Origin of the sequence: Bartonella acomydis, assembly GCF_039543025.1 — a bacterium.
GTDB lineage: Bacteria > Pseudomonadota > Alphaproteobacteria > Rhizobiales > Rhizobiaceae > Bartonella > Bartonella acomydis.
Window position 1 is genome coordinate 209,259 of record NZ_BAABIY010000012.1, and the last position, 20,391, is coordinate 229,649.

General features: G+C 35.7%; 19 protein-coding genes. 10 read left to right on the top strand and 9 right to left on the bottom strand.

The window, feature by feature from the left end:
* Positions 1 to 11 precede the first annotated feature (11 nt).
* From ftsY to ABD909_RS02845, 4 genes are all read left to right on the top strand, one after another.
* Entirely contained in the window at positions 12 to 1,217 is a 1,206-nt protein-coding gene (ftsY, locus tag ABD909_RS02830; protein WP_345096448.1) for a signal recognition particle-docking protein FtsY, read from the top strand.
* Positions 1,214 to 1,903, top strand: a complete 690-nt coding sequence (locus ABD909_RS02835) for a septation protein A (RefSeq protein ID WP_345096449.1) — start codon at positions 1,214 to 1,216, stop codon at positions 1,901 to 1,903. The genes ftsY and ABD909_RS02835 overlap by 4 nt, the downstream gene beginning before the upstream one ends.
* A 68-nt stretch (positions 1,904 to 1,971) precedes the next feature.
* A complete protein-coding gene (gene gloB, locus ABD909_RS02840) occupies positions 1,972 to 2,733 on the top strand; it encodes a hydroxyacylglutathione hydrolase (protein WP_345096450.1) in 762 nt (253 codons plus the stop codon).
* 3 nt (positions 2,734 to 2,736) lie between these two features.
* Positions 2,737 to 3,186 carry a hypothetical protein gene (locus ABD909_RS02845; RefSeq protein WP_345096451.1) on the top strand — a complete coding sequence of 150 codons (450 nt, stop codon included), beginning with the start codon at positions 2,737 to 2,739 and terminating at the stop codon, positions 3,184 to 3,186.
* Between the two features lie 28 nt (positions 3,187 to 3,214).
* Here the strand turns inward: ABD909_RS02845 and ABD909_RS02850 are convergent, their stop codons facing one another.
* From ABD909_RS02850 to rho, 6 genes are all read right to left on the bottom strand, one after another.
* Entirely contained in the window at positions 3,215 to 4,120 is a 906-nt protein-coding gene (locus tag ABD909_RS02850) for a ParB/RepB/Spo0J family partition protein (protein ID WP_345096452.1), read from the bottom strand.
* A 44-nt stretch (positions 4,121 to 4,164) separates the two neighbouring features.
* Entirely contained in the window at positions 4,165 to 4,962 is a 798-nt protein-coding gene (locus ABD909_RS02855) for a ParA family protein (RefSeq protein WP_345096453.1), read from the bottom strand.
* 6 nt (positions 4,963 to 4,968) lie between these two features.
* The gene (gene rsmG, locus ABD909_RS02860; RefSeq protein ID WP_345096454.1) at positions 4,969 to 5,616 is read right to left on the bottom strand and encodes a 16S rRNA (guanine(527)-N(7))-methyltransferase RsmG; all 648 of its coding nucleotides are present in this window, start codon (positions 5,614 to 5,616) and stop codon (positions 4,969 to 4,971) included.
* On the bottom strand, positions 5,616 to 7,484 hold the full coding sequence (mnmG, locus tag ABD909_RS02865; protein WP_345096455.1) for a tRNA uridine-5-carboxymethylaminomethyl(34) synthesis enzyme MnmG: 1,869 nt from the start codon (positions 7,482 to 7,484) through the stop codon (positions 5,616 to 5,618). The genes rsmG and mnmG overlap by 1 nt, the downstream gene beginning before the upstream one ends.
* Positions 7,485 to 7,595: 111 nt before the next feature.
* The gene (mnmE, locus tag ABD909_RS02870; RefSeq protein ID WP_345096456.1) at positions 7,596 to 8,903 is read right to left on the bottom strand and encodes a tRNA uridine-5-carboxymethylaminomethyl(34) synthesis GTPase MnmE; all 1,308 of its coding nucleotides are present in this window, start codon (positions 8,901 to 8,903) and stop codon (positions 7,596 to 7,598) included.
* Positions 8,904 to 8,934: 31 nt separating this feature from the next.
* Positions 8,935 to 10,200 (bottom strand): transcription termination factor Rho, encoded by a 1,266-nt coding sequence (gene rho / locus ABD909_RS02875; RefSeq protein WP_345096457.1) that lies wholly within the window; start codon positions 10,198 to 10,200, stop codon positions 8,935 to 8,937.
* A gap of 613 nt (positions 10,201 to 10,813) precedes the next feature.
* Between rho and ABD909_RS02880 the strand changes: the two genes are divergently transcribed.
* The 6 genes from ABD909_RS02880 to polA all read left to right on the top strand — a co-directional run bounded on the left by ABD909_RS02880 (position 10,814) and on the right by polA (position 17,654).
* Entirely contained in the window at positions 10,814 to 11,662 is an 849-nt protein-coding gene (locus ABD909_RS02880; RefSeq protein WP_345096458.1) for a pyruvate, water dikinase regulatory protein, read from the top strand.
* Complete coding sequence (locus ABD909_RS02885; protein ID WP_345096459.1) at positions 11,649 to 12,245, top strand: Maf family nucleotide pyrophosphatase; 597 nt, start codon at positions 11,649 to 11,651, stop codon at positions 12,243 to 12,245. Before ABD909_RS02880 ends, ABD909_RS02885 begins: the two co-directional genes overlap by 14 nt.
* On the top strand, positions 12,238 to 13,119 hold the full coding sequence (locus tag ABD909_RS02890; protein ID WP_345096460.1) for a shikimate dehydrogenase: 882 nt from the start codon (positions 12,238 to 12,240) through the stop codon (positions 13,117 to 13,119). The genes ABD909_RS02885 and ABD909_RS02890 overlap by 8 nt, the downstream gene beginning before the upstream one ends.
* Positions 13,116 to 13,703, top strand: coding sequence for a dephospho-CoA kinase (gene coaE / locus ABD909_RS02895; protein WP_345096461.1), 588 nt, complete (start codon positions 13,116 to 13,118; stop codon positions 13,701 to 13,703). Before ABD909_RS02890 ends, coaE begins: the two co-directional genes overlap by 4 nt.
* A 4-nt stretch (positions 13,704 to 13,707) precedes the next feature.
* Positions 13,708 to 14,415, top strand: a complete 708-nt coding sequence (gene dnaQ, locus ABD909_RS02900) for a DNA polymerase III subunit epsilon (protein ID WP_345096462.1) — start codon at positions 13,708 to 13,710, stop codon at positions 14,413 to 14,415.
* A 332-nt stretch (positions 14,416 to 14,747) separates the two neighbouring features.
* Positions 14,748 to 17,654: a DNA polymerase I gene (gene polA, locus ABD909_RS02905; RefSeq protein WP_345096463.1), complete on the top strand. Its 2,907-nt coding sequence runs from the start codon at positions 14,748 to 14,750 to the stop codon at positions 17,652 to 17,654.
* Here polA and ABD909_RS02910 read toward each other — a convergent pair.
* From ABD909_RS02910 to lspA, 3 genes are all read right to left on the bottom strand, one after another.
* A complete protein-coding gene (locus ABD909_RS02910; RefSeq protein WP_345096464.1) occupies positions 17,651 to 18,529 on the bottom strand; it encodes an endonuclease/exonuclease/phosphatase family protein in 879 nt (292 codons plus the stop codon). The genes polA and ABD909_RS02910 overlap by 4 nt on opposite strands.
* 126 nt (positions 18,530 to 18,655) lie before the next feature.
* Positions 18,656 to 19,429 carry a Bax inhibitor-1/YccA family protein gene (locus tag ABD909_RS02915; protein WP_345096465.1) on the bottom strand — a complete coding sequence of 258 codons (774 nt, stop codon included), beginning with the start codon at positions 19,427 to 19,429 and terminating at the stop codon, positions 18,656 to 18,658.
* Positions 19,430 to 19,877: 448 nt separating this feature from the next.
* Positions 19,878 to 20,381: a signal peptidase II gene (gene lspA, locus ABD909_RS02920; RefSeq protein ID WP_345096466.1), complete on the bottom strand. Its 504-nt coding sequence runs from the start codon at positions 20,379 to 20,381 to the stop codon at positions 19,878 to 19,880.
* Positions 20,382 to 20,391 lie beyond the last annotated feature (10 nt).

The window sequence follows — 20,391 nt, forward strand, 5'->3', positions numbered from 1 at the left end:
GGAAAGCCCTCATGACAAAATCTTTTATCAAAAAAATCTTTTCTTTTAAAAAGTCTGAAGACCGAGAAATAAAACAAATTTCCACTTCTGAAGCTAATATCGTAAAAGACAGTGAAAGCAATGAGCTAACTTCTAACGACAGAGGATTTGATGAGAAAACTTCCTCTTTTGAAGACAATTCCGCAAAAGTCCCTCTTTCTGGAAAAATTCCCCTTTCTGCAAAAATTATTGTAGCAGATACAATCAGTGAAAAGAAAAATGAAGAATTCTCCCCTATATCCTCTGTTGAACAGAAAAAGACAGCTTGGTTTTGGCGCCTAAAAAAAGGTTTAGCTCTTTCTTCACAACGTTTAAGTCAATCGATAGGTGACTTATTCATCAAAGGAAAGCTTGATGAAAATACGCTGCAAGAGCTAGAAGATATTCTTATTCAAGCTGATCTTGGTGTAGAAACAGCGACACGTATTACCGATAGTCTTGCTTCTAGCCGTTATGAAAAGAATCTCTCTCCAGATGACATTCACACCATTATGGCAGATGAAATAAAAAAAGTACTAGAACCTGTAGCGGTTCCCCTAGAACTTGATCTGAACCATAAGCCTCATGTTATTTTACTGGTTGGTGTAAATGGTACTGGGAAAACAACAACAATAGGAAAACTCGCAGCAAAGCTCACTGCGGGAGGACTAAAAGTTATGCTAGCTGCTGGTGATACATTCCGCGCTGCAGCTATTGAACAATTGCATATCTGGGGTGAGCGCACAGGTTCTCCTGTTATTTCAACAAAACTAGGAGCAGATGCTGCAAGTTTAGCATTTGACGCTTATGAAAAAGCTAAAAAAGCAAACAGTGACGTTTTAATTATCGATACTGCTGGACGCCTACAAAATAAAACGGAATTGATGGACGAATTGGCAAAAATTATCCGTGTTTTAGGGAAACACACTCCCGATGCCCCCCATACAATTCTTCAAACGCTCGATGCCACAACCGGACAAAATGCACTTAATCAAGTGGATATTTTCCGCGATATTGCCGGTGTTAATGGTTTAATCATGACAAAACTCGATGGTAGTGCACGGGGAGGAGTACTTGTTGCCATTGCAGCAAAATATAAATTACCAGTTTATTTTATCGGTATAGGAGAGAATATTGAGGATCTTCAACCTTTTTCTGCTTCTGATTTTGCCGAAACAATCGCAGGAAGATACACATGAAAAAAACTTCATTAAAAACCTATTCACATAATAATTCTAACGCAAAAAAAAATAATAATAATCAAACAGCATCTCTTTCGCCAACTTTTAAATTTCTCTTAGAAATGGGGCCATTGGTTATCTTTTTCCTTGCCAATTATAAAGGTGAATGGCTGATAAAAAATATTGAGTTTTTCAAAAATTTTCATAAACCTATTTTTCCTGCAACGGCCATTTTTATGGTAGCAATCATTATTGCATTAAGTTTATCATGGGTTCTTGCACGAAAAATTCCTATAATACCTCTCATCTCAGGGATATTTGTTCTTATTTTTGGCTTTTTAACACTTTGGCTTCACAACGACACTTTCATTAAAATGAAACCAACAATCATCAATAGCTTATTTGCTATTATTCTTTTTGGTGGCATGTTTTTTAAAAAACCACTACTGCGTTATGCGTTGGATTCTACTTTAAAACTTGATGAGTTAGGGTGGCAAAAACTGACCTACCGTTGGGCATTTTTTTTCATTTTTCTTGCTCTTCTAAATGAGATCATTTGGCGCAATTTTAGCGATAATTTTTGGACAAGTTTTAAAGTATTTGGTGTTATGCCCCTAACTGTTCTCTTTATGCTTACTCAAATGCCCCTTATACTGAAACACTCACAAGGGCTTTTTACAAAAAAGGATAATTCTCATTCTTAAATATAACACATTTGCAATACACGTTATTGTATAAATTTTATCATTGCACACTGTTCAGGAGAAAAGGTATGTTGATTGAACAGTTTATTTGTCGAAAAGATAATTTTGGTGTGCTCATTCATGATAAAGAAAGTGGTACAACAGCGGCAATTGATGCGCCTGAAAGCAAAGCTATTCAGCATGCCTTAAAACGTCGTAACTGGACACTTCAAACTATTTTTGTCACACATCATCATCACGATCATGTAGAAGCACTGGCAGAGTTAAAACAAGTCTACAAAGCTATAGTTATTGGTCCAGAAGCAGAAAAAGAGAAAATTAATCACCTTGATCAAACACTTCAACCTGACGAAAAAATTTTTTTTGGTTCTCACATACTTTTAGCTCTCTCAACCCCTGGTCACACCTTGGGAGCTTTATCTTATTATTTTCCTGAAAAAAAAGTACTCTTTGCTGGTGATACGCTTTTTTCACTTGGCTGTGGGCGCCTGTTTGAAGGCACAGCAACACAAATGCTGAATTCTTTAAAAAAGCTTCGTCAACTTCCTGATGAAACACTTCTTTATTGTGGACATGAATACACAAAAAATAATGCTCTTTTCGCATTGACACTCGATCCACATAATCAAACATTACAGCAAAGAGCAAAAGAAGTTTTTTTATTGCGCTCACAAAATGCCATGACTCTCCCTGTCACTTTAGAGAAAGAAAAAGCGACAAATCCTTTTCTTCGCTGGGATAATCACATAATCAGAAAAAATCTTGCGATGGAAAAAGCTACAAACGAAGAAGTCTTTGTTGAAATTCGAAAAAGAAAGGATATTTTTTAAATCATGTTGAGATTTGCATTGTATTTTCTTTTCCTTTTCTCCTTTGCATTACATGCTCAAGAAACAGATAATCATTTTTCTCTATCACCTCTTGTTGCAAATTATCCGTTAACAAAAGAGTTTCTTTTAAAATTGGAGACAATTGCAAAAGAATGTAAAAATTTACCTCCAGAAACAGCTAAAATCGAAAACAATCCTACCATTCACAATGAGCATATTGAAAAATATATTGCTTATATTTCTCGTAAACCAGGACTTGTAAATATTTTAAGGGAAAATAATCTCACTCCCAAAGATTTTGTTGTTGGCCACTTAGCACTTCAAGCAACATTAAATGTGCTTACAAGTAAAGAAACCTCTTTTCATGAACAAAACACTGTATCCTCAAGCAATATTGAATTTGCTAAAAAACATATGTATAGAATAATTAAAATTTTAAGAAATAGTTGCTGAAAGAGCTCTTTTTATTTTCAACAATTGATTAATTTTGCAAACGCCGACAAATATCATCTAATTGTTCTAATGAAGAGTAATGTATTTTTAAATCACCGCCTTTTTTACCATGCCGAATGATAACTTTCATTCCGATAACATCTGCAAGCAATTTTTCTAAAGATTTTGTTTCTGCATCTTTCTCTACAGAAGTTCGTTTTTTGACCTTGGGATTAGCCTGTTCATATGCAAGTATTTCTGTCTGACGCACAGAAAGACCTTCACGAATAATTTTTTCGGCTAATTCTAGTGGATTATCAACGGTTATAAGGCAACGTGCATGACCAGCAGAGAGTTGTCCATCGGTTAAAAATTGTTGCACTTTTGATGGTAATTTTAACAAACGAAGCGTATTTGCAACATGACTTCGACTTTTTCCAATAACCTGAGCCAAATCTACTTGCGTATAACCATGTTCATTCAACAAAAGTTCATACCCCATTGCTTCTTCAATAGGGTTAAGATCGCTACGCTGAACATTTTCAATAATTGCTAATTCTAAAGCTGTTTTATCATCTACATTACGAACAATCACCGGCAATTGACTTAAATGAGCACGCTGTGCAGCACGCCAACGCCGTTCTCCAGCGATTAATTCAAATTGCTGAGGATGATCACGTGAAGGTCTTACAATAACAGGTTGAACAACACCATGTTGACGAATTGATTGTGCCAAATTATCAAGTTCTGATTCAGTAAAATGGCGCCGCGGATTATGTGGATTACATGAAATAGATTCAAGAGGAACAAACCGTTCAGAAAAAGTAGAAACTAAACTAAACTCTGCTGACTTTTCAGTACTTGAAGAACGTGTAAGACTGTTATTCAAACTGATATCACCAATTAATGCTGCTAATCCACGTCCCAGTCTTTTTTTTGATTGATCATCATTCATAATTTCACTCTTTGAGTTATCTTTACAAAAATTATTTTTAATGTTTAAGCAGCAGCATGTGCTTGTTTTTCACGTTGTATTACCTCTGATGCTAAACGCAAATAAGCCTGACTTCCTGCACATTTGAGATCATAAAGCAATACTGGTTTACCAAAAGAAGGCGCCTCTGATACCCGCACATTTCGTGGAATAACGGTACGATAAACCTTATCTCCCATAAAAGAGCGTACATCTTCAACAACTTGATTAGAAAGATTATTGCGTCCATCATACATGGTAAGAACAATGCCTTGAATTTCTAGGGATGGATTAAGTACAGATCGTACTTGCTTTACTGTTTCAAGCAATTGGCTTAACCCCTCAAGAGCTAAAAATTCACATTGCATAGGCACCAAAACAGAATCTGCAGCCCCCATAGCATTCAGTGTAAGAAGATTAAGAGATGGGGGACAATCAATTAAAATATAACTGAATTTTTTTTTCATCTTCGGGTCATCATAGAGCGCTTTACGTAATCGTTGAATACGGTCTTTTGACGAAGAAATTTCCATCTCGACACCTAACAAATCAAGCGTAGAAGGAACAATATAAAGATTTGGGACCGCTGTTTTTAAAGCGGCTTTTGTCACTGAAACCCCTGAAACCAAAACATCATAAGAAGACAGAGGACGGCTATTACGATCTATTCCCAATCCTGTACTGGCATTTCCTTGTGGATCAACATCCATAATAAGAACATTTTCTCCAATGGCTGCTAAAGCTGTCGCAAGATTAATTGCTGTGGTTGTTTTCCCGACCCCACCTTTTTGGTTTGCAATAGCGATAATTCGTGTTTCGCTCATTTTGCTTTACCCTCTACATGATCGAAGATGAGAAATTTCTAAAATAACAGAATTTTCATCAATTTTACTTTTATGTTTTAGCAGATCAAACTGCCAATTGGCAGAGGCATTTTTAATTTCTGTAGAATAATCCCGACCTTTTTGCAAAAGAGCGATTGTTTTTTGTGTGAATAAAGGAAAAATAAGCCTTAAAAGATCATCAAGTGAAGCTAATCCCCGTGCTGTTATAACTTCTGGTTTTGCTATTTTTGGGTATATATTCTCAATTCTGTGGTGATAAACTGTTGCTGGAAGATCAAGTTCAGCAATGATTGTTCGTAAAAAAGCGACTTTTTTTCCATTGCTTTCAACAAGATCAATATGCCCTTTATTTTTTTCTTTCATAAAGATAGCAATAACAATCGCGGGAAATCCACCACCTGAACCAAAATCACACCAATGCAGCAAATTGCTGTGTAAAGGATAGATTTGTGCCGAATCTAAAATATGACGTGTCCATAAAAGGGGTATTGTTGCAGCAGATATTAAATTAATATGCTTATTCCATTGTATTAATAAAGTTTCAAATTGGATTAATCTTTCCATCGTTTCACGTGAAACAGAAGGTGCTATATTTAAAAGAGTTTGATATTTTTGTTCTGTAGAAAGATTCATTAAGCTATCTTAGCCTTTTCACGTCGTTGACGTTGAATATAGGTAATAATAAGCGATAATGCTGCGGGTGTCATACCGTCAATTTTTTGTGCATCAGCAATTGAACGCGGTGAATTTTCCTGAAGTTTTATCTTGAGTTCGTTTGAAAGACCAGAAATTGACTGAATATCGAGAGAAGAAGGAATTTCTAAACGCTCATCTCGCTGAAGAGCCGCAATATCTTGTGCTTGTTTTTCTAAATAAACTGCATATTGTGCTTCAATTTCTAAAGCTTCAACAGTTTTAGAGTCAATAGATTTTAATTGTGGCCAAAAATATGAAAGACGCTCTAAACTCATATGAGGATAGGCAAGAAGATCATAAGCCGAACGCCGAATTCCATCACGATTTATTTGCAAACCATGAACAGATGCTTCATTAGGTGTTAGAAAAAGACTTTGGCACAGCAATCGTGCTTGATCAAGACGTTGTTGTTTTTTCTGATAACAATCCCAACGTTCTTTACTTACAATCCCCCATTGCTGTGCTAAAGGTGTTAAACGAATATCAGCATTATCAGAGCGCAAAGATAAACGAAACTCAGCACGCGATGTGAACATTCGGTAAGGTTCACAAACTCCGCGTGAAACTAAATCATCTATCATAACACCAATATAAGCTGTAGAACGACTTATAATAATTTCATTTAAACCACCTACTTTGTGTGCAGCATTTAATCCAGCTAAAACTCCCTGTGCTGCTGCTTCTTCATATCCTGTTGTACCATTAATTTGTCCCGCTAAAAAGAGACCTGATAAACAGCGTAATTCTAAATTTTTAGTCAACTGTTGTGGATTAACAAAATCATATTCAATAGCATAACCAAATTGTAAAATTTTCACATTTTCCAATCCTTCAATAGTTCTCAATAAAGAAATTTGTACATCTTCAGGAAGAGAAGTAGAAAGACCATTTGGATAAATAGTATCATCATTTAATCCTTCTGGTTCCAGAAAGATCTGATGCCCATCACGTTCACCAAATTTAACAATTTTATCTTCAATAGAAGGACAATAACGCGGACCTAATCCTTCAATATTTCCAGAATATAAAGCAGACTTATGAATATTTTCATGAATAACCTGATGTGTTTGTGTATTTGTGCGTGTTATTGCACATTCAATTTGTGGCTGTTGGATTTTTTCTGTCAAAAGAGAAAAGGGAACTGGATCTTCATCAGCTTGTTGTTTTGCAAGAGCTTCCCAACAAATTGTCTTTTTACTAAGGCGTGCAGGTGTTCCTGTTTTTAATCTGCCAAGTTTTATATCATAACTTTTCAAACGTTCTGCAAGTTTTATACTTGACTGATCTCCCATACGTCCAGCAGACCATGTTTTATCACCAATATGAATAAGACCATTTAAAAAAGTTCCCGTTGTTAAGACAACAGCACCAGAAAAAACTAACCCTTGATTTTTTAAAATAACACCTGAGACACTTTCGTCTTTAACAATCAAATCAACAACTTCATCTTCAATGAGAATAAGATTATCCTGTTCTTTCAAGAGTTTTTGAATTGCTTCTTTATAGAGTTGTCGATCAGCCTGTGTACGTGGTCCTCTTACGGCTGGTCCTTTTCGCCGATTAAGAAGCCGAAATTGAATTCCAGCAGCATCTGCAGCACGACCCATGAGACCATCCAAAGCATCTATTTCACGAACCAAATGTCCTTTTCCAAGCCCACCAATGGCAGGATTACACGACATTGTGCCCAATGCTGCTATTTTATGTGTTATAAGAGCTGTCCATGCCCCAGCACGTGCTGAAGCACAAGCCGCTTCACAGCCAGCATGACCACCTCCAACGACAATAACATCATATGAATGCATTTGAATTTATCCCATAGAGAATCTACTCTCAAGTTTCACGTGAAACAGAATATGTAAAATACATAATCTTTAAAATCTGTCTACGAAATAATCAATGTTTCACGTGAATCATTATTTACCAATACAAAATTCTGAAAAAATAATATCAAGTAAATCCTCAACATCTATATCTCCCGTAATTTTCCCAAGAAAATCACTGGCACGACGAAGATGTTCTGCACGTAAACTGAGATCAAGAGAAGTATAATTCACAGAATCTTCTATTTCTTTAACAGCCTCTTTTAAGAGCTGAAGTTGTCTTTTACGTGCCGGAACAAGATTTCCAATTTCAGTAGCACGACGTAAACAAAATGACTCAAGTTCCTTAATAAAATGACCAAAATTCAAACCTGTTGATGCAGAAAATTCTATAAAAAAATCAAGTTTATTTTCTTTACAAAGATCGAGTTTATTACCAACACACCATATTTCAGCTGAAGTTTCTGGTAATACAATTTCCTTTGGTTTTACCATATCATAAACTAAAATAACCAAATCAGCATCTCTAACATGTTGTTTTGCAACTTCTATTCCTAATCGTTCTATTTTATTTTCTGTTTCTCTAAAGCCAGCCGTATCTGTCAAAAAAATTGGTAAACCACCAAGAACAAGTCTCATTTCTAAAGCATCACGCGTTGTTCCTGCCTCATCTGTTACAATAGCAACAGTTTTTCCAGCTAGACGATTCATAATACTTGATTTTCCAGAATTTGGAGCACCTGCAATAACAATTTTTAATCCGTCACGTAAAATACTTGCACGTTCTCCTTCATCAATATGTTTTTGAAGAGAAATACAAAGATCTTTTACATCTTTCCAAATTTTATCAGATACTAAATTTGGGATATCAGCTTCATCAGCAAAATCAAGTTCCGCTTCAATAAAAGCACGTGCTTTCATAAGTTTACTGCGCCAATCACGATAAAGCGCTGTTAAATGTCCACTTGTCCCCATAAGTGCTAAACGCCGCTGACTTTCCGTTTCTGCTTCTATTAAATCAGCAAGGCCTTCAGCTTGAACAAGATCTAATTTTCCCTCCATAAAAGCACGGCGTGAAAACTCACCTGCCTCAGCCATACGACATCCAGTAAACGTAGACAATTCATCAAGAAAACGATTTACAACTGCTTTTCCTCCATGCAAATGAAATTCTGCACAATCTTCCCCTGTAAAACTATGGGGAGCCGGGAAAAAAACCGTTAAAGCAGAATCTAAAAAGCTACCATCGCGAGCTGTAAGATTTCCATAATGCATAAACCGCGCTTTGGGCAAACAACCACAAAGCGCCTTTACAACTTCCACAACATGAGGACCAGAAAGCCGAATGACAGCAACCCCTGAAGGCAACAACCCACTCGAAACGGCAAAGATTGTATCCACAGGATATATCCCAACAAAAAACGCAATGTTTCTATGTATTCATTGAATCAAAGAATTCACTATTATTTTTTGTTTGCTTTAATTTATCAATCAAAAATTCAATTGCATCTGTTACATTCATTGGAGCCAAAATACGACGAAGTACAAAAATTTTGTGTAAATCTTGCCGTGCTACTAAAAGCTCTTCCTTACGAGTTCCTGACTTCAAAATATCCATAGCAGGGAAAATACGTTTATCAGCAACTTTACGATCAAGAACAATTTCTGAATTTCCTGTTCCTTTAAATTCTTCGAAAATAACCTCATCCATACGACTACCGGTATCAATCAAAGCCGTTGCGATAATAGTTAAAGATCCACCTTCTTCAATATTACGTGCAGCACCAAAAAAACGTTTAGGACGCTGTAGAGCATTTGCATCCACACCACCAGTTAAAACCTTACCTGATGAAGGAACAACTGTATTATAGGCACGTCCTAAACGTGTAATAGAATCAAGAAGAATGACAACATCACGCCCATGTTCAACAAGACGTTTTGCTTTTTCAATAACCATTTCAGCTACTTGTACATGACGTATTGCTGGTTCATCAAAAGTAGAAGAAACAACTTCACCCTTTACAGAACGTTGCATATCGGTAACTTCTTCTGGCCGTTCATCAATTAAAAGAACGATCAAATAACATTCAGGATGATTAGTGGTAATAGAATGAGCAATATTTTGAAGTAAAACGGTTTTTCCCGTTCGAGGAGGAGCCACAATAAGCCCTCGTTGACCTTTTCCCAATGGAGATATCAAATCGATCACCCGCGATGACATATCCTTCTCTATAGGATCTTGTATTTCCATTTGAAAACGTTCATTTGAATAAAGGGGTGTAAGATTATCAAAATGAATTTTGTAACGAATTTTTTCAGGATCTTCAAAATTAATGGTGTTAATTTTAAGAAGAGCAAAATAACGTTCTCCTTCTTTCGGACTCCGTATAGGACCTTCAACAGTATCGCCTGTTTTTAAAGAAAAAGATTGAATTTGTGCAGGTGAAAGGTAAATATCATCAGGTCCTGGAAGATAATTAGCATCAGCAGATCGTAAAAATCCAAATCCATCTTGCAAAACTTCAACAACACCTTCACCAATAATCTCTACATCTTGTGAAGCAAGTTTTTTTAAAATAGCGAACATTAATTCTTGTTTGCGCATCAAAGAAGCATTTTCAACTTCTAATGTTTCAGCAAAAGAAACAAGTTCAACGGGATTTTTACTTTTAAGTTCTTGTAGTTTCATTTCTTGCATGAAATATGCTCTTTAAATAAATGGAAATTGCCCCTGATAATCTACGGAAAATTTAGAGAATAGAAGACTCTCATAAGAAAAAGAAATTCTACACCCAATTTAAAAAATCTGCAAGTATCATTCATAAATATTTTTACATAGAATAAAATAAATATATAACTTTTAAAATACATATATTATAAATATTTAGATTAATTTACATAAGATAAAATTATAAATTAAGATAATATAAACTTATTATAAATAGAATCTGACCAAATATGGATCTATCCTTTACTACTAATAAATCAATATTCAAAAATATTTTTAGTTTTCCAGATAATTTTATATTAAAAAATTTTTAAAAGAGAGGATTCTTCTTATTAAAACCTGTGTTTAGTGTGAATTAAAAATTATACTTCATTTATCCTAAATTTTATCCACAAATGAAAAATAAAAAAAGAAAAGTATAACATTATCTTAAATCCATTATCCCCGCACTTTTCTCATAAGTGAAGATCAATATCACAACTGTTCAATTTGTGCATAATAATGGAGAATTTTCCTTAAATTTTCTTTTTATAAAAAAAGTAGACTATATATGCACATTTGTTAACAAGGAGTTAAGATTTTTGTGACAAGAGATAAAAGATCCTTTCATTTGCACATGCTTTCTGATGCAACAGGAGAAACATTAATCTCTGTTGGGAGAGCTGTTGCATCACAATATACGATGAATCAAGTAACCGAACATATCTATCCAATGATTCGCACTGAGACACAACTGCAAAGAGCTGTTGATGAAATACAACAAGAACCTGGTATTGTCCTTTACACAATTATTGATAAAAAAATTAAACTTCTTCTTAAAAAGAGATGTGAAAAAATAAAAGTTCCTTGTATTGATATATTATGTCCTGTTTTGGAAGCTTTTCAATCCTATCTTGGAATACCAACCAATTTACGTGTCAGTGCACAACATGATCTCAATGCGGATTATTTTCGTCGTATTGAGGCGTTGGATTTTACAATAGAACATGATGATGGACAATCTTCCAATGATTTATCGAATGCAGATGTAATTCTTGTAGGAATCTCAAGAACATCTAAAACACCGACCAGTATCTATTTAGCGAATCGTGGAATTAAGACAGCAAATATACCTCTTATTCCAGGAATTGATTTACCAGAAGCACTTTTAGAAGCCAAAAAATCTTTAATCATAGGTTTGATTGCTTCAGCCGAAAGAATCTCACATATTCGTCAAAATCGCGATTTGGGAAATAATTTTGCTGTTGAGAGTTATACGAATCGTATCAATATTGCTGAAGAATTAACTTATGCAAAACGCATTTGTGAACGTTTTGGTTGGCCTATTATTGATGTGACAAGGCGTTCTATTGAAGAGACTGCTGCAGCTATATTTGAACTTTTGACGCGATTTCGTGAAGGAAAACTGAAAGAATTCCATGACAACAAATAGATTAATATTAGCATCTCTTAGTTCTTATCGTATACAATTGTTGAAAAAAGCGGGTTTAAGTTTTTTCACACAAGGAGCTTCTTTTGATGAAAGAGAAATAGAAAAAACAGTTAAAACAAAGACTCCTAAAGAACTCAGCTGTTTTCTTGCAAGTGCAAAGGCAAAAAATGTTTCTGATTGCTTCCCTGATAGCTTAGTTATTGGTTGTGATCAAGTACTTGATTTGAGAGGACAAGTTTTTCATAAAGTCACAAATAGTAAAGAAGCACATCAACGTTTACGTGATTTATCAGGAAAAACTCATTCACTTCATAGTGCAGTAGCTTTATTTCAAAATGGCAAAGAAGTTTGGGTAGAATCTTTTAGTGCGCATATGTCAGTACGCCCTCTTTCATCAGAGTTTATTGAACGCTATTTAGCGCGCGTAGGAACAGATGTTTTTAACAGTGTGGGAGTTTATCAAATTGAAGGAGAAGGAATTCATCTTTTTGATAAAATTGATGGAGATTTTTTTACCATTATTGGTTTACCTTTATTACCTTTACTTGTAAAATTACGTCATTTAGGGGTTATAGATGGTTAATTTAACAATAAAGCACGAAAAAACAAAACCTCCACGTGCTTTTGTTGTTGGTACTCCTATTCATCATTCAAAATCGCCAAAGATTCATAATTTTTGGCTTAAACAATATAATCTACAAGGCGAATATATCGCACAAGAAGTAAAATCTGAAGAATTTAGAGATTTTTTAAGATCTTTAAAGAGGAGGGGATTTTGTGGGGGTAATATCACGCTACCTTATAAACAGGAAGCTTTTCATTTGGCAAATTATAAAGATGATGTAGCAACAATGATTGGTGCAGTTAATACACTTTGGTATGAGGGGAACAAACTTTGTGCCACAAATAGTGATGCTTACGGGTTTAGCGCTAATCTTGATGATTTTGCTCCTGATTGGGTAGGAGAAACAGCAGTTGTTTTTGGTGCAGGTGGTGCTGCACGCGCTGTTCTCTATGCCTTAAAAAAACGTAGATTTGAGCGTATTTGTTTAGTTAATCGTACAAAGGGACGCGCAGAAGATTTGGCGCAGCATTTTGGAAAACCTATTGAAGTTTATGATTGGCAAAATACGCATGAAATATTTTATCAGGCTGATTTGATTGTCAACACGACTTCTTTAGGTATGAAAAATCCTTATGAGAAAAAAAGTGATTCTTTTTTTTGTGATTTTCTTAATACCAAGACAACAGCATTGGTGACAGATATTGTTTATACGCCATTGATAACACCTTTTCTACAACAAGCAAAAATGCATGGTTTAAGAACTGTTGATGGACTGGGTATGCTTTTACATCAAGCTGTTATCGGTTTTGAACGATGGTTTGGAATAAAACCACAAGTTACAAAGGCACTACGAACAGCAATTTTAGAGGATATGGGTGAAGAAAAGAGATGAAAATCATAGGCTTGACCGGATCAATTGCTATGGGAAAATCAACAGTCGCTGATTTTTTCAAACAAGTGGGTATCCCTGTTTTTAGTGCTGATGATTCAGTACATCAACTTTATAATGACAAACCAGCAGTATCGCTTATAGCGCGTGCATTTCCTAATGCTATTGAAGATGGTAAAATTAATCGCTTAAAGCTTTCTGAAATTTTGCTAAATGATCCTGAAAAATTACAAAAATTAGAAAAAATCATTCATCCTCTCGTACAAGAAAAAGAAAAAGAATTCATTGAGAAAGCACGCAGAGAGGGAAAAAAATTAGTTGTTCTTGAGATTCCACTTCTTTTTGAAACAAAGAGTGAAAAACGTTTAGACAGTGTTATCGTTGTCTCTGCTCCACGAACAATACAAAAAGACCGTGCAATGATTCGCCCAAATATGAATGAAGAAAAATTTGCTTTTATCAATACGAGGCAAATGTCTGATGAGGAAAAGCAAGAACGTGCTGATTTTATTATTGATACAGGAAAAGATTTAGAGAATACACGTGAACAAGTTTTTGGTGTGATAAAAAATTTATTAAAGAATTAGAGCCATGCGTGAAATTATTTTTGATACAGAAACAACAGGTTTAGATAAAGAAAAAGATCGCATAATCGAGATTGGTTGTGTGGAGATGGTTGATCGTTATCTTACAGGGCATCGATTCCATGTTTATTTGAATCCAGAAGGAATTATTATTCCTGATGAAGTTGTAGCAATTCACGGATTGACCAATGAACGCTTAAAGAATGAAAAAATATTTAGTGATATCGCTGATGAATTTTTAGAATTTATCAATGGTGCAACAATGATTGCCCATAATGCAAATTTTGATATTGGTTTTCTTAATGCAGAATTAGAACGAGCGAATAGACCACTTATTAGTGTTGATAATATTCTTGATACATTGGCTATAGCACGGCGTAAATTTCCCATGGGACCTAATTCACTTGATGTTTTATGCAAACGTTTTGGAATTGATAACAGTCATCGTGTTCTTCATGGTGCTTTACTTGATGCGGAGATTCTTGCTGATGTTTATATTGAACTCATTGGTGGCAAGCAGGGCGTACTAGGTTTTAATAGAAAGCAAGGAGATGATGAATATCCAAAAAATGATAAAGATGTTCTCTATGCGATTAAACCTCGTTCACAAGCCTTACCATCAAGATTAAGTGCACAGGAAAGAACTATGCATGCCGATTTTATCAGCAAAATGGGAGAAAAAGCTTTGTGGAATGATTTCAAGATTTCTGAATAACAACGTAATCTTTTTCTTAAAAAATCTGAAAAGAATAAGATCTCTGGAAAACACTGCTCCTAAAAAATACGGTCGTTGTGGGGAGGGGAACACCACAACGACCACGTCGTCACATCGTACCTCAGCTATCATAGGAGGAGCAAAATGAAAGCTATTATATCCTGTAACAGCAAAGAAAAGCTCTAGGTACCGAATATAAAGTGTAACGACTTCATGCTTTATGAAAACAAAAAATGGCTTTTTAGAGGCAATTCGATAAATTTTATCATAAAAGCAAAAAAAACATGTAAGAGAGAATTCTTTTTAGGTAGAAATGGAGAAATGAAATTGTCATGAAAGCAACAGATCATCTTTTTTTGGTTGATGGGTCCGGTTATATTTTTCGTGCTTACTATGCTTTACCGCCTTTAAAGCGCAAAAAGGATGGGCTTCCTGTAGGAGCTGTGGCTGGTTTTTGTAATATGCTGTGGAAATTGCTCTGTGATGCGCGCAATACAAACAAGAGCATTGTTCCAACACATTTTGCTGTTATTTTTGATTATTCATCCGATACATTTCGAAAAAAAATGTACCCACAATATAAGGCGAATCGGGAAATACCTCCTGAAGATCTTATTCCGCAATTCACATTAATACGCCAAGCAACAAAAGCTTTTAACTTGCCTTGTATCGAAAAGGAAGGGTTTGAAGCAGATGATTTAATTGCTACCTATGCAACATTGGCAACAAAGGTTGGAGCAAAAACAACCATTATCTCTTCTGATAAAGATCTTATGCAACTCGTAAATGCACATGTGTCCTTATATGATAGCATGAAAGACAAACATATTGGTATTTCCGAAGTTTTAGAAAAATGGGGTGTTCAGCCTGAGAAAATGGTTGATTTACAAGCTTTGATTGGAGATACAACAGATAATGTGCCGGGTATTCCAGGTATTGGTCCCAAAATTGCTGCCCAACTACTGGATCAATTCGGCTCTCTTGATTTTTTATTACAGCATGTTGCAGAAGTTAAGCAAATAAAACGGCGTGAAAATATTCAAGCTTATAGTGAACAAGTAAAAATTTCTCGTGAACTCGTACGCCTTAGAACAGATGTGCCTGTAGACAATGACTTAGGTAGTTTTATTTTGGAACCTCAAGATGGTCGGCGTTTAATCGCTTTTCTTAAAGCGATGGAATTTTCAACACTAACGCGTCGTGTGGCTGAGGCAACGATGTGTGATGCAGCAGTAATTGATGCACTTGATATAGATGTTGAATGGGAAAAGCCTGAATATAAGCGCGATTCTGATACCAAAAAGGTTGATAGTATGCGCCTATATAGTTTTTCTGAAAATTCTCCACAAAGTTTAGCAGAAAAACGCAAAGCTCAAGCACGAACACAAAAAATTACAAAAGATTCTTATATGACCATTTTTGATGAAGAAGTTTTAAAAGAGTGGTTATGGCAAGCAGAAAAGCAAGGTTTTTTTGCTTTTGATACTGAAACAACTTCACTTGATCCGCTACAAGCAAGGCTTATTGGTTTTTCATTGGCATTACAACCGGGAAAAGCAGCTTATGTGCCCCTTGAACATATTGAAGGGGAAGATGATCTTTTGGGGGGCGCACGTATTGTAAGGCAAATTGAAACCCAGAAAGCTTTAGCACTTTTAAAACCGATATTAGAAAATAAAGCAGTCTTAAAAATTGGACAAAATATAAAATATGATTGGTTAATTATGAAACAAGAGGGCATTGTGATACGCTCTTTTGATGACACCATGCTTTTGTCATATGCATTAGATGCTGGAGCTTTTACCCATAATATGGATGATTTGTCTAAGCGTTGGCTTGGACATAAACCAATAGCCTATAAAGATTTAATACATAACGGAAAAAAGATCACTTCTTTTGCAAGGGTGGATTTAAAACAGGCGACTCTTTATGCTGCTGAAGATGCTGATGTAACTCTTCGTTTGTGGCAAGTTTTAAAACCACAGCTGGTATCACAAGGGATGACGAAAATTTATGAACGTCTTGATAGACCACTCATAGAAGTTCTTGCAAGAATGGAAGAACGTGGGATTCTTATTGATAGGCAGATTTTATTACGTCTTTCAGGAGAATTAGCGCAAGCTTCCTTGATTCTAGAAGAAGAAATTTATCAGTTAGCTGATGAAAAATTTAATATTGCTTCACCAAAGCAATTAGGTGATATCCTTTTTGAAAAAATGGGATTACCTGGAGGTGCGAAAACCAAGGGTGGACAGTGGTCAACTTCTGCACAAACTTTAGAAGAATTGGCTGCTGAAGGCCATGTTTTGCCGCGTAAAATTATTGATTGGCGCCAGCTTGCCAAATTAAAATCTACCTATACAGATGCTTTACCTTCTTATATTTTGCCAAAAACAGGACGCGTTCATACAAATTACTCTTTGGCAACAACATCAACAGGGCGCTTATCATCATCAGAACCAAACTTACAAAATATTCCAGTACGGACTGTTGAGGGGCGAAAAATTCGCACGGCTTTTATTGCTCCAAAAGGACATGTATTGCTTTCGGCTGATTATAGCCAGATTGAATTGCGCATTCTTGCACATATTGCCGATATCACAGCGTTAAAAGAAGCCTTTGCTAAGGGTCAGGATATTCATGCTATGACGGCATCACAAATGTTTGGGGTTGCGATAGAGGGAATGGATTCAGATATACGGCGGCGTGCAAAAGCGATTAATTTTGGTATTATTTATGGTATTTCAGCATTTGGATTAGCTAATCAATTGGGACTTTCACGGCAAGAAGCTGGGCGTTATATTCAACTCTATTTTGAAAGATTTCCAGGAATTAAAGACTATATGGAAACAACAAAAATCTTTGCGCGTCAAAATGGATATGTAGAGACAATTTTTGGACGTCGTATTCACTATCCGGATATAAAAGCAGCGAATCTACAAGTTCGTTCTTTTAATGAGCGTGCTGCTATTAATGCGCCGATTCAAGGATCTGCGGCAGATATTATCCGCCGTGCCATGATTCACATGGAAGATGCTTTGCAAAAAGAAAGACTGTCGGCAAAAATGTTGCTACAAGTACATGATGAATTGATTTTTGAGGTACCAGAAAATGAGAGTGAAAAAACCATGGCTGTTGTTAAAAAAGTTATGGAAAATGCTACAATGCCTGTTCTCTGTTTATCTGTACCTCTTGAAGTAAAAGTTATGGTTGCAAAAAATTGGGATGAAGCACATTAATCTTTCTCAATTATTTTGTTTTTAAGAATGGTCATTGCATTGGCAAGATCGAGATAGGCTTTAATAGGCAAATGATCGGAAGCAACGCGTGCAAGCGGTGATCGATGATTCTCAATATTTGTCACCAGCTGATGGGGAAAAGCAAAAATTCTATCAAGAGCGAGAAAAGGAAAGCGAGAAGGAAAGCTTGGTACAGTTTCAAGTGTGCAATCAAAATAGGAAGAAAAATGCTTTAAAGAAGAACCCTTTCCCATTCGCCATTCATTAAAATCACCAATAAGGAGTGTGGGCATAAGGGGACGTTTTTGCAGGAGTGCAAGAAGAGCTTTTGTTTGTTGATTGCGAGAAGAACGTAATAAACCAAAATGAGCAGCAATAATACGAATAAGGCCTACATCCATTTTCAACTCTACAATCACAGCACCACGTGGTTCAATACCAGGAAGAGTAATTTGCAAGATATCGCGCACATGACCTTTTCGCACAAAAAGAGCATTACCATGCCAGCCATGACCATCAGGTGACATAGTATTCAAGGGCACTCGGGTGAGGCCTGTTTTGCTTTTTAAAAGTTGAAGATCAATCAAACCAACGCGTTGTCCAAAACGTTTATCTGCTTCTTGAAGGGCGAGAATATCAACTTGTAGTTCAGTAATAACATGGACAATACGCGTAGGATTAAAAATTTTGTCAACACCTACGCATTTATGCACATTATAAGAGGCAACGGTAAGATCGTAATGACTATTTTGATTTGTTTTGTTTGATTGATGGCGATAATGGTTGTTGCTTGCTTTTGCGAGGGATCTATGAAGTTTTTGTTGGATAATTGCAGAGAAATGAGAAAATCTTTGCTTATAAGGCATCTTTGTCATTTTATTAAAGTGGGTACACCAACAGGAAAAGGGGACAAGCCTTGTGTTAAAAAAATCATAAAAAACAAAAGAACCTTGCTTCTTTTTAAGAAACAAGGCTCTTTACTTAAGTTATGGCTTTCCAAATCAGTCACGGTTTGAGCCAAGAAATTGCAATAAGAAAACAAACATATTGATAAAATCAAGATAGAGACTCAAAGCCCCCATAATAATCTTACGTCCTTTTGTGTCGCTTTGATCTCCTTCATAATACATCAACTTAATATTCTGTGTATCGTAAGCTGTTAAACCAGCAAAAATAAATATACCAATCACAGAAATAGCAAATTGCAAAGCAGTTGATCCAAGAAATATATTCACAATCATGGAAAGCATTAAGCCAACTAAACCTATAAAAAAGAATGAACCTATCGCTGTAAGATCACGCTTTGTTGTGTAACCATAAAGGGAAAGAGCGCCAAAAGATGCCGCGGTAATCACAAAGGTTTGCACAATACTTTCTGTCGTATAACGCAAAACAATCGAAGAGAGTGATAATCCAACAAGAGCAGCGTATCCAAAAAAGAGGCTGCGGGCTGCACTTGTACTCAATGTGCTTATTTTAAAACTGAGGAATAGTACCGCTATAAGTGGAGCAAACATAACAATATAGGAAAGTGGCGATGTATAGAATGTTACTCCAAATGAAGTTAAATAAACACTGCTATTGATTTGAGCGGCTGCCTGGCTCATATCTGTTGTCGTTGCTAATGATGCGATTGCATAAGCAGCTGCTGCTGTAATAAGCAAACCAATGGCCATTGTATTATAGACGCCCAGCATATAGCTACGCAATCCTAGATCAATTGATGCATTGGCATGAGAAACAGACGCCGAACGTAAATTTTTGAAATCAGCCATAATGTAAAGTCCTTTAGTATATGTTCCACCAGATTTTGGAGTTAAAAAGAATCTCTGTATATAACAGCAGTTTTGTATAAACCTTTACTTGGCGAATACCAACAACTCCAGGCGCCGCTGGCGGAATTCCAGCATACCTCCTTTTATTATGGGGATTTATTTTAAAATTACAAGAGACTTATATGGGTGAGAAACCTTACAAATTGGTAAGGAAAAAGCTTAAATGATAAAGTTGTTATTTCTCTATGAAGAACATAACGTAAAGTCCATAAATACGAATCATCTGAAAGGTTACACACCTCTTACACAGAACAGCATTGTGTTGGACATTTACGTGTTTGTTTTAAAAAGATTTCTCTTTATATTCTTCAATCCATATCATGCTGATGCTCATATAATATAAAGATACTGTATGAAATGTGATTATTTTTAGAGAATAGACAAAATTTTATTGTGACAATGGGTGATTGGAATGACGCTTTGCTTTTATCCAGATATGCAATTCATCGATGAGGATAGCAATGACACCAAGTGTAATAAAACTATCGGCAAGATTAAAAATAGCAAAATAAAAAATATCATCGATATGAAAGAGGATATAATCAGTCACATGGTGAAAACGAATACGGTCAATAAGATTACCGATTGCTCCACCGATGATGAGGGTGAGACCAAAACGCATTAAAGACCTATTCTGTGCAGCGCTTTTCCATAACCATAGAAGGAAAATAATAATAGCAAGTGTAATAACAATAAGTCCCCAATGAGAAAAGGAAGAAAAAAACGAAAACGCAATACCAGAATTACGTACATGGTAAAGGGAAAGAAAAGGAAGAAGCGGACTTGTTGTTCCAAGGGGCATATTGTGCATAACCCAGTATTTGACTGCTTGGTCAAGCCCTACTGTAATACCTAAGCCAAGCAGAAAAAAGAGTAGTGATTTATGTATCATATTTTAGTCT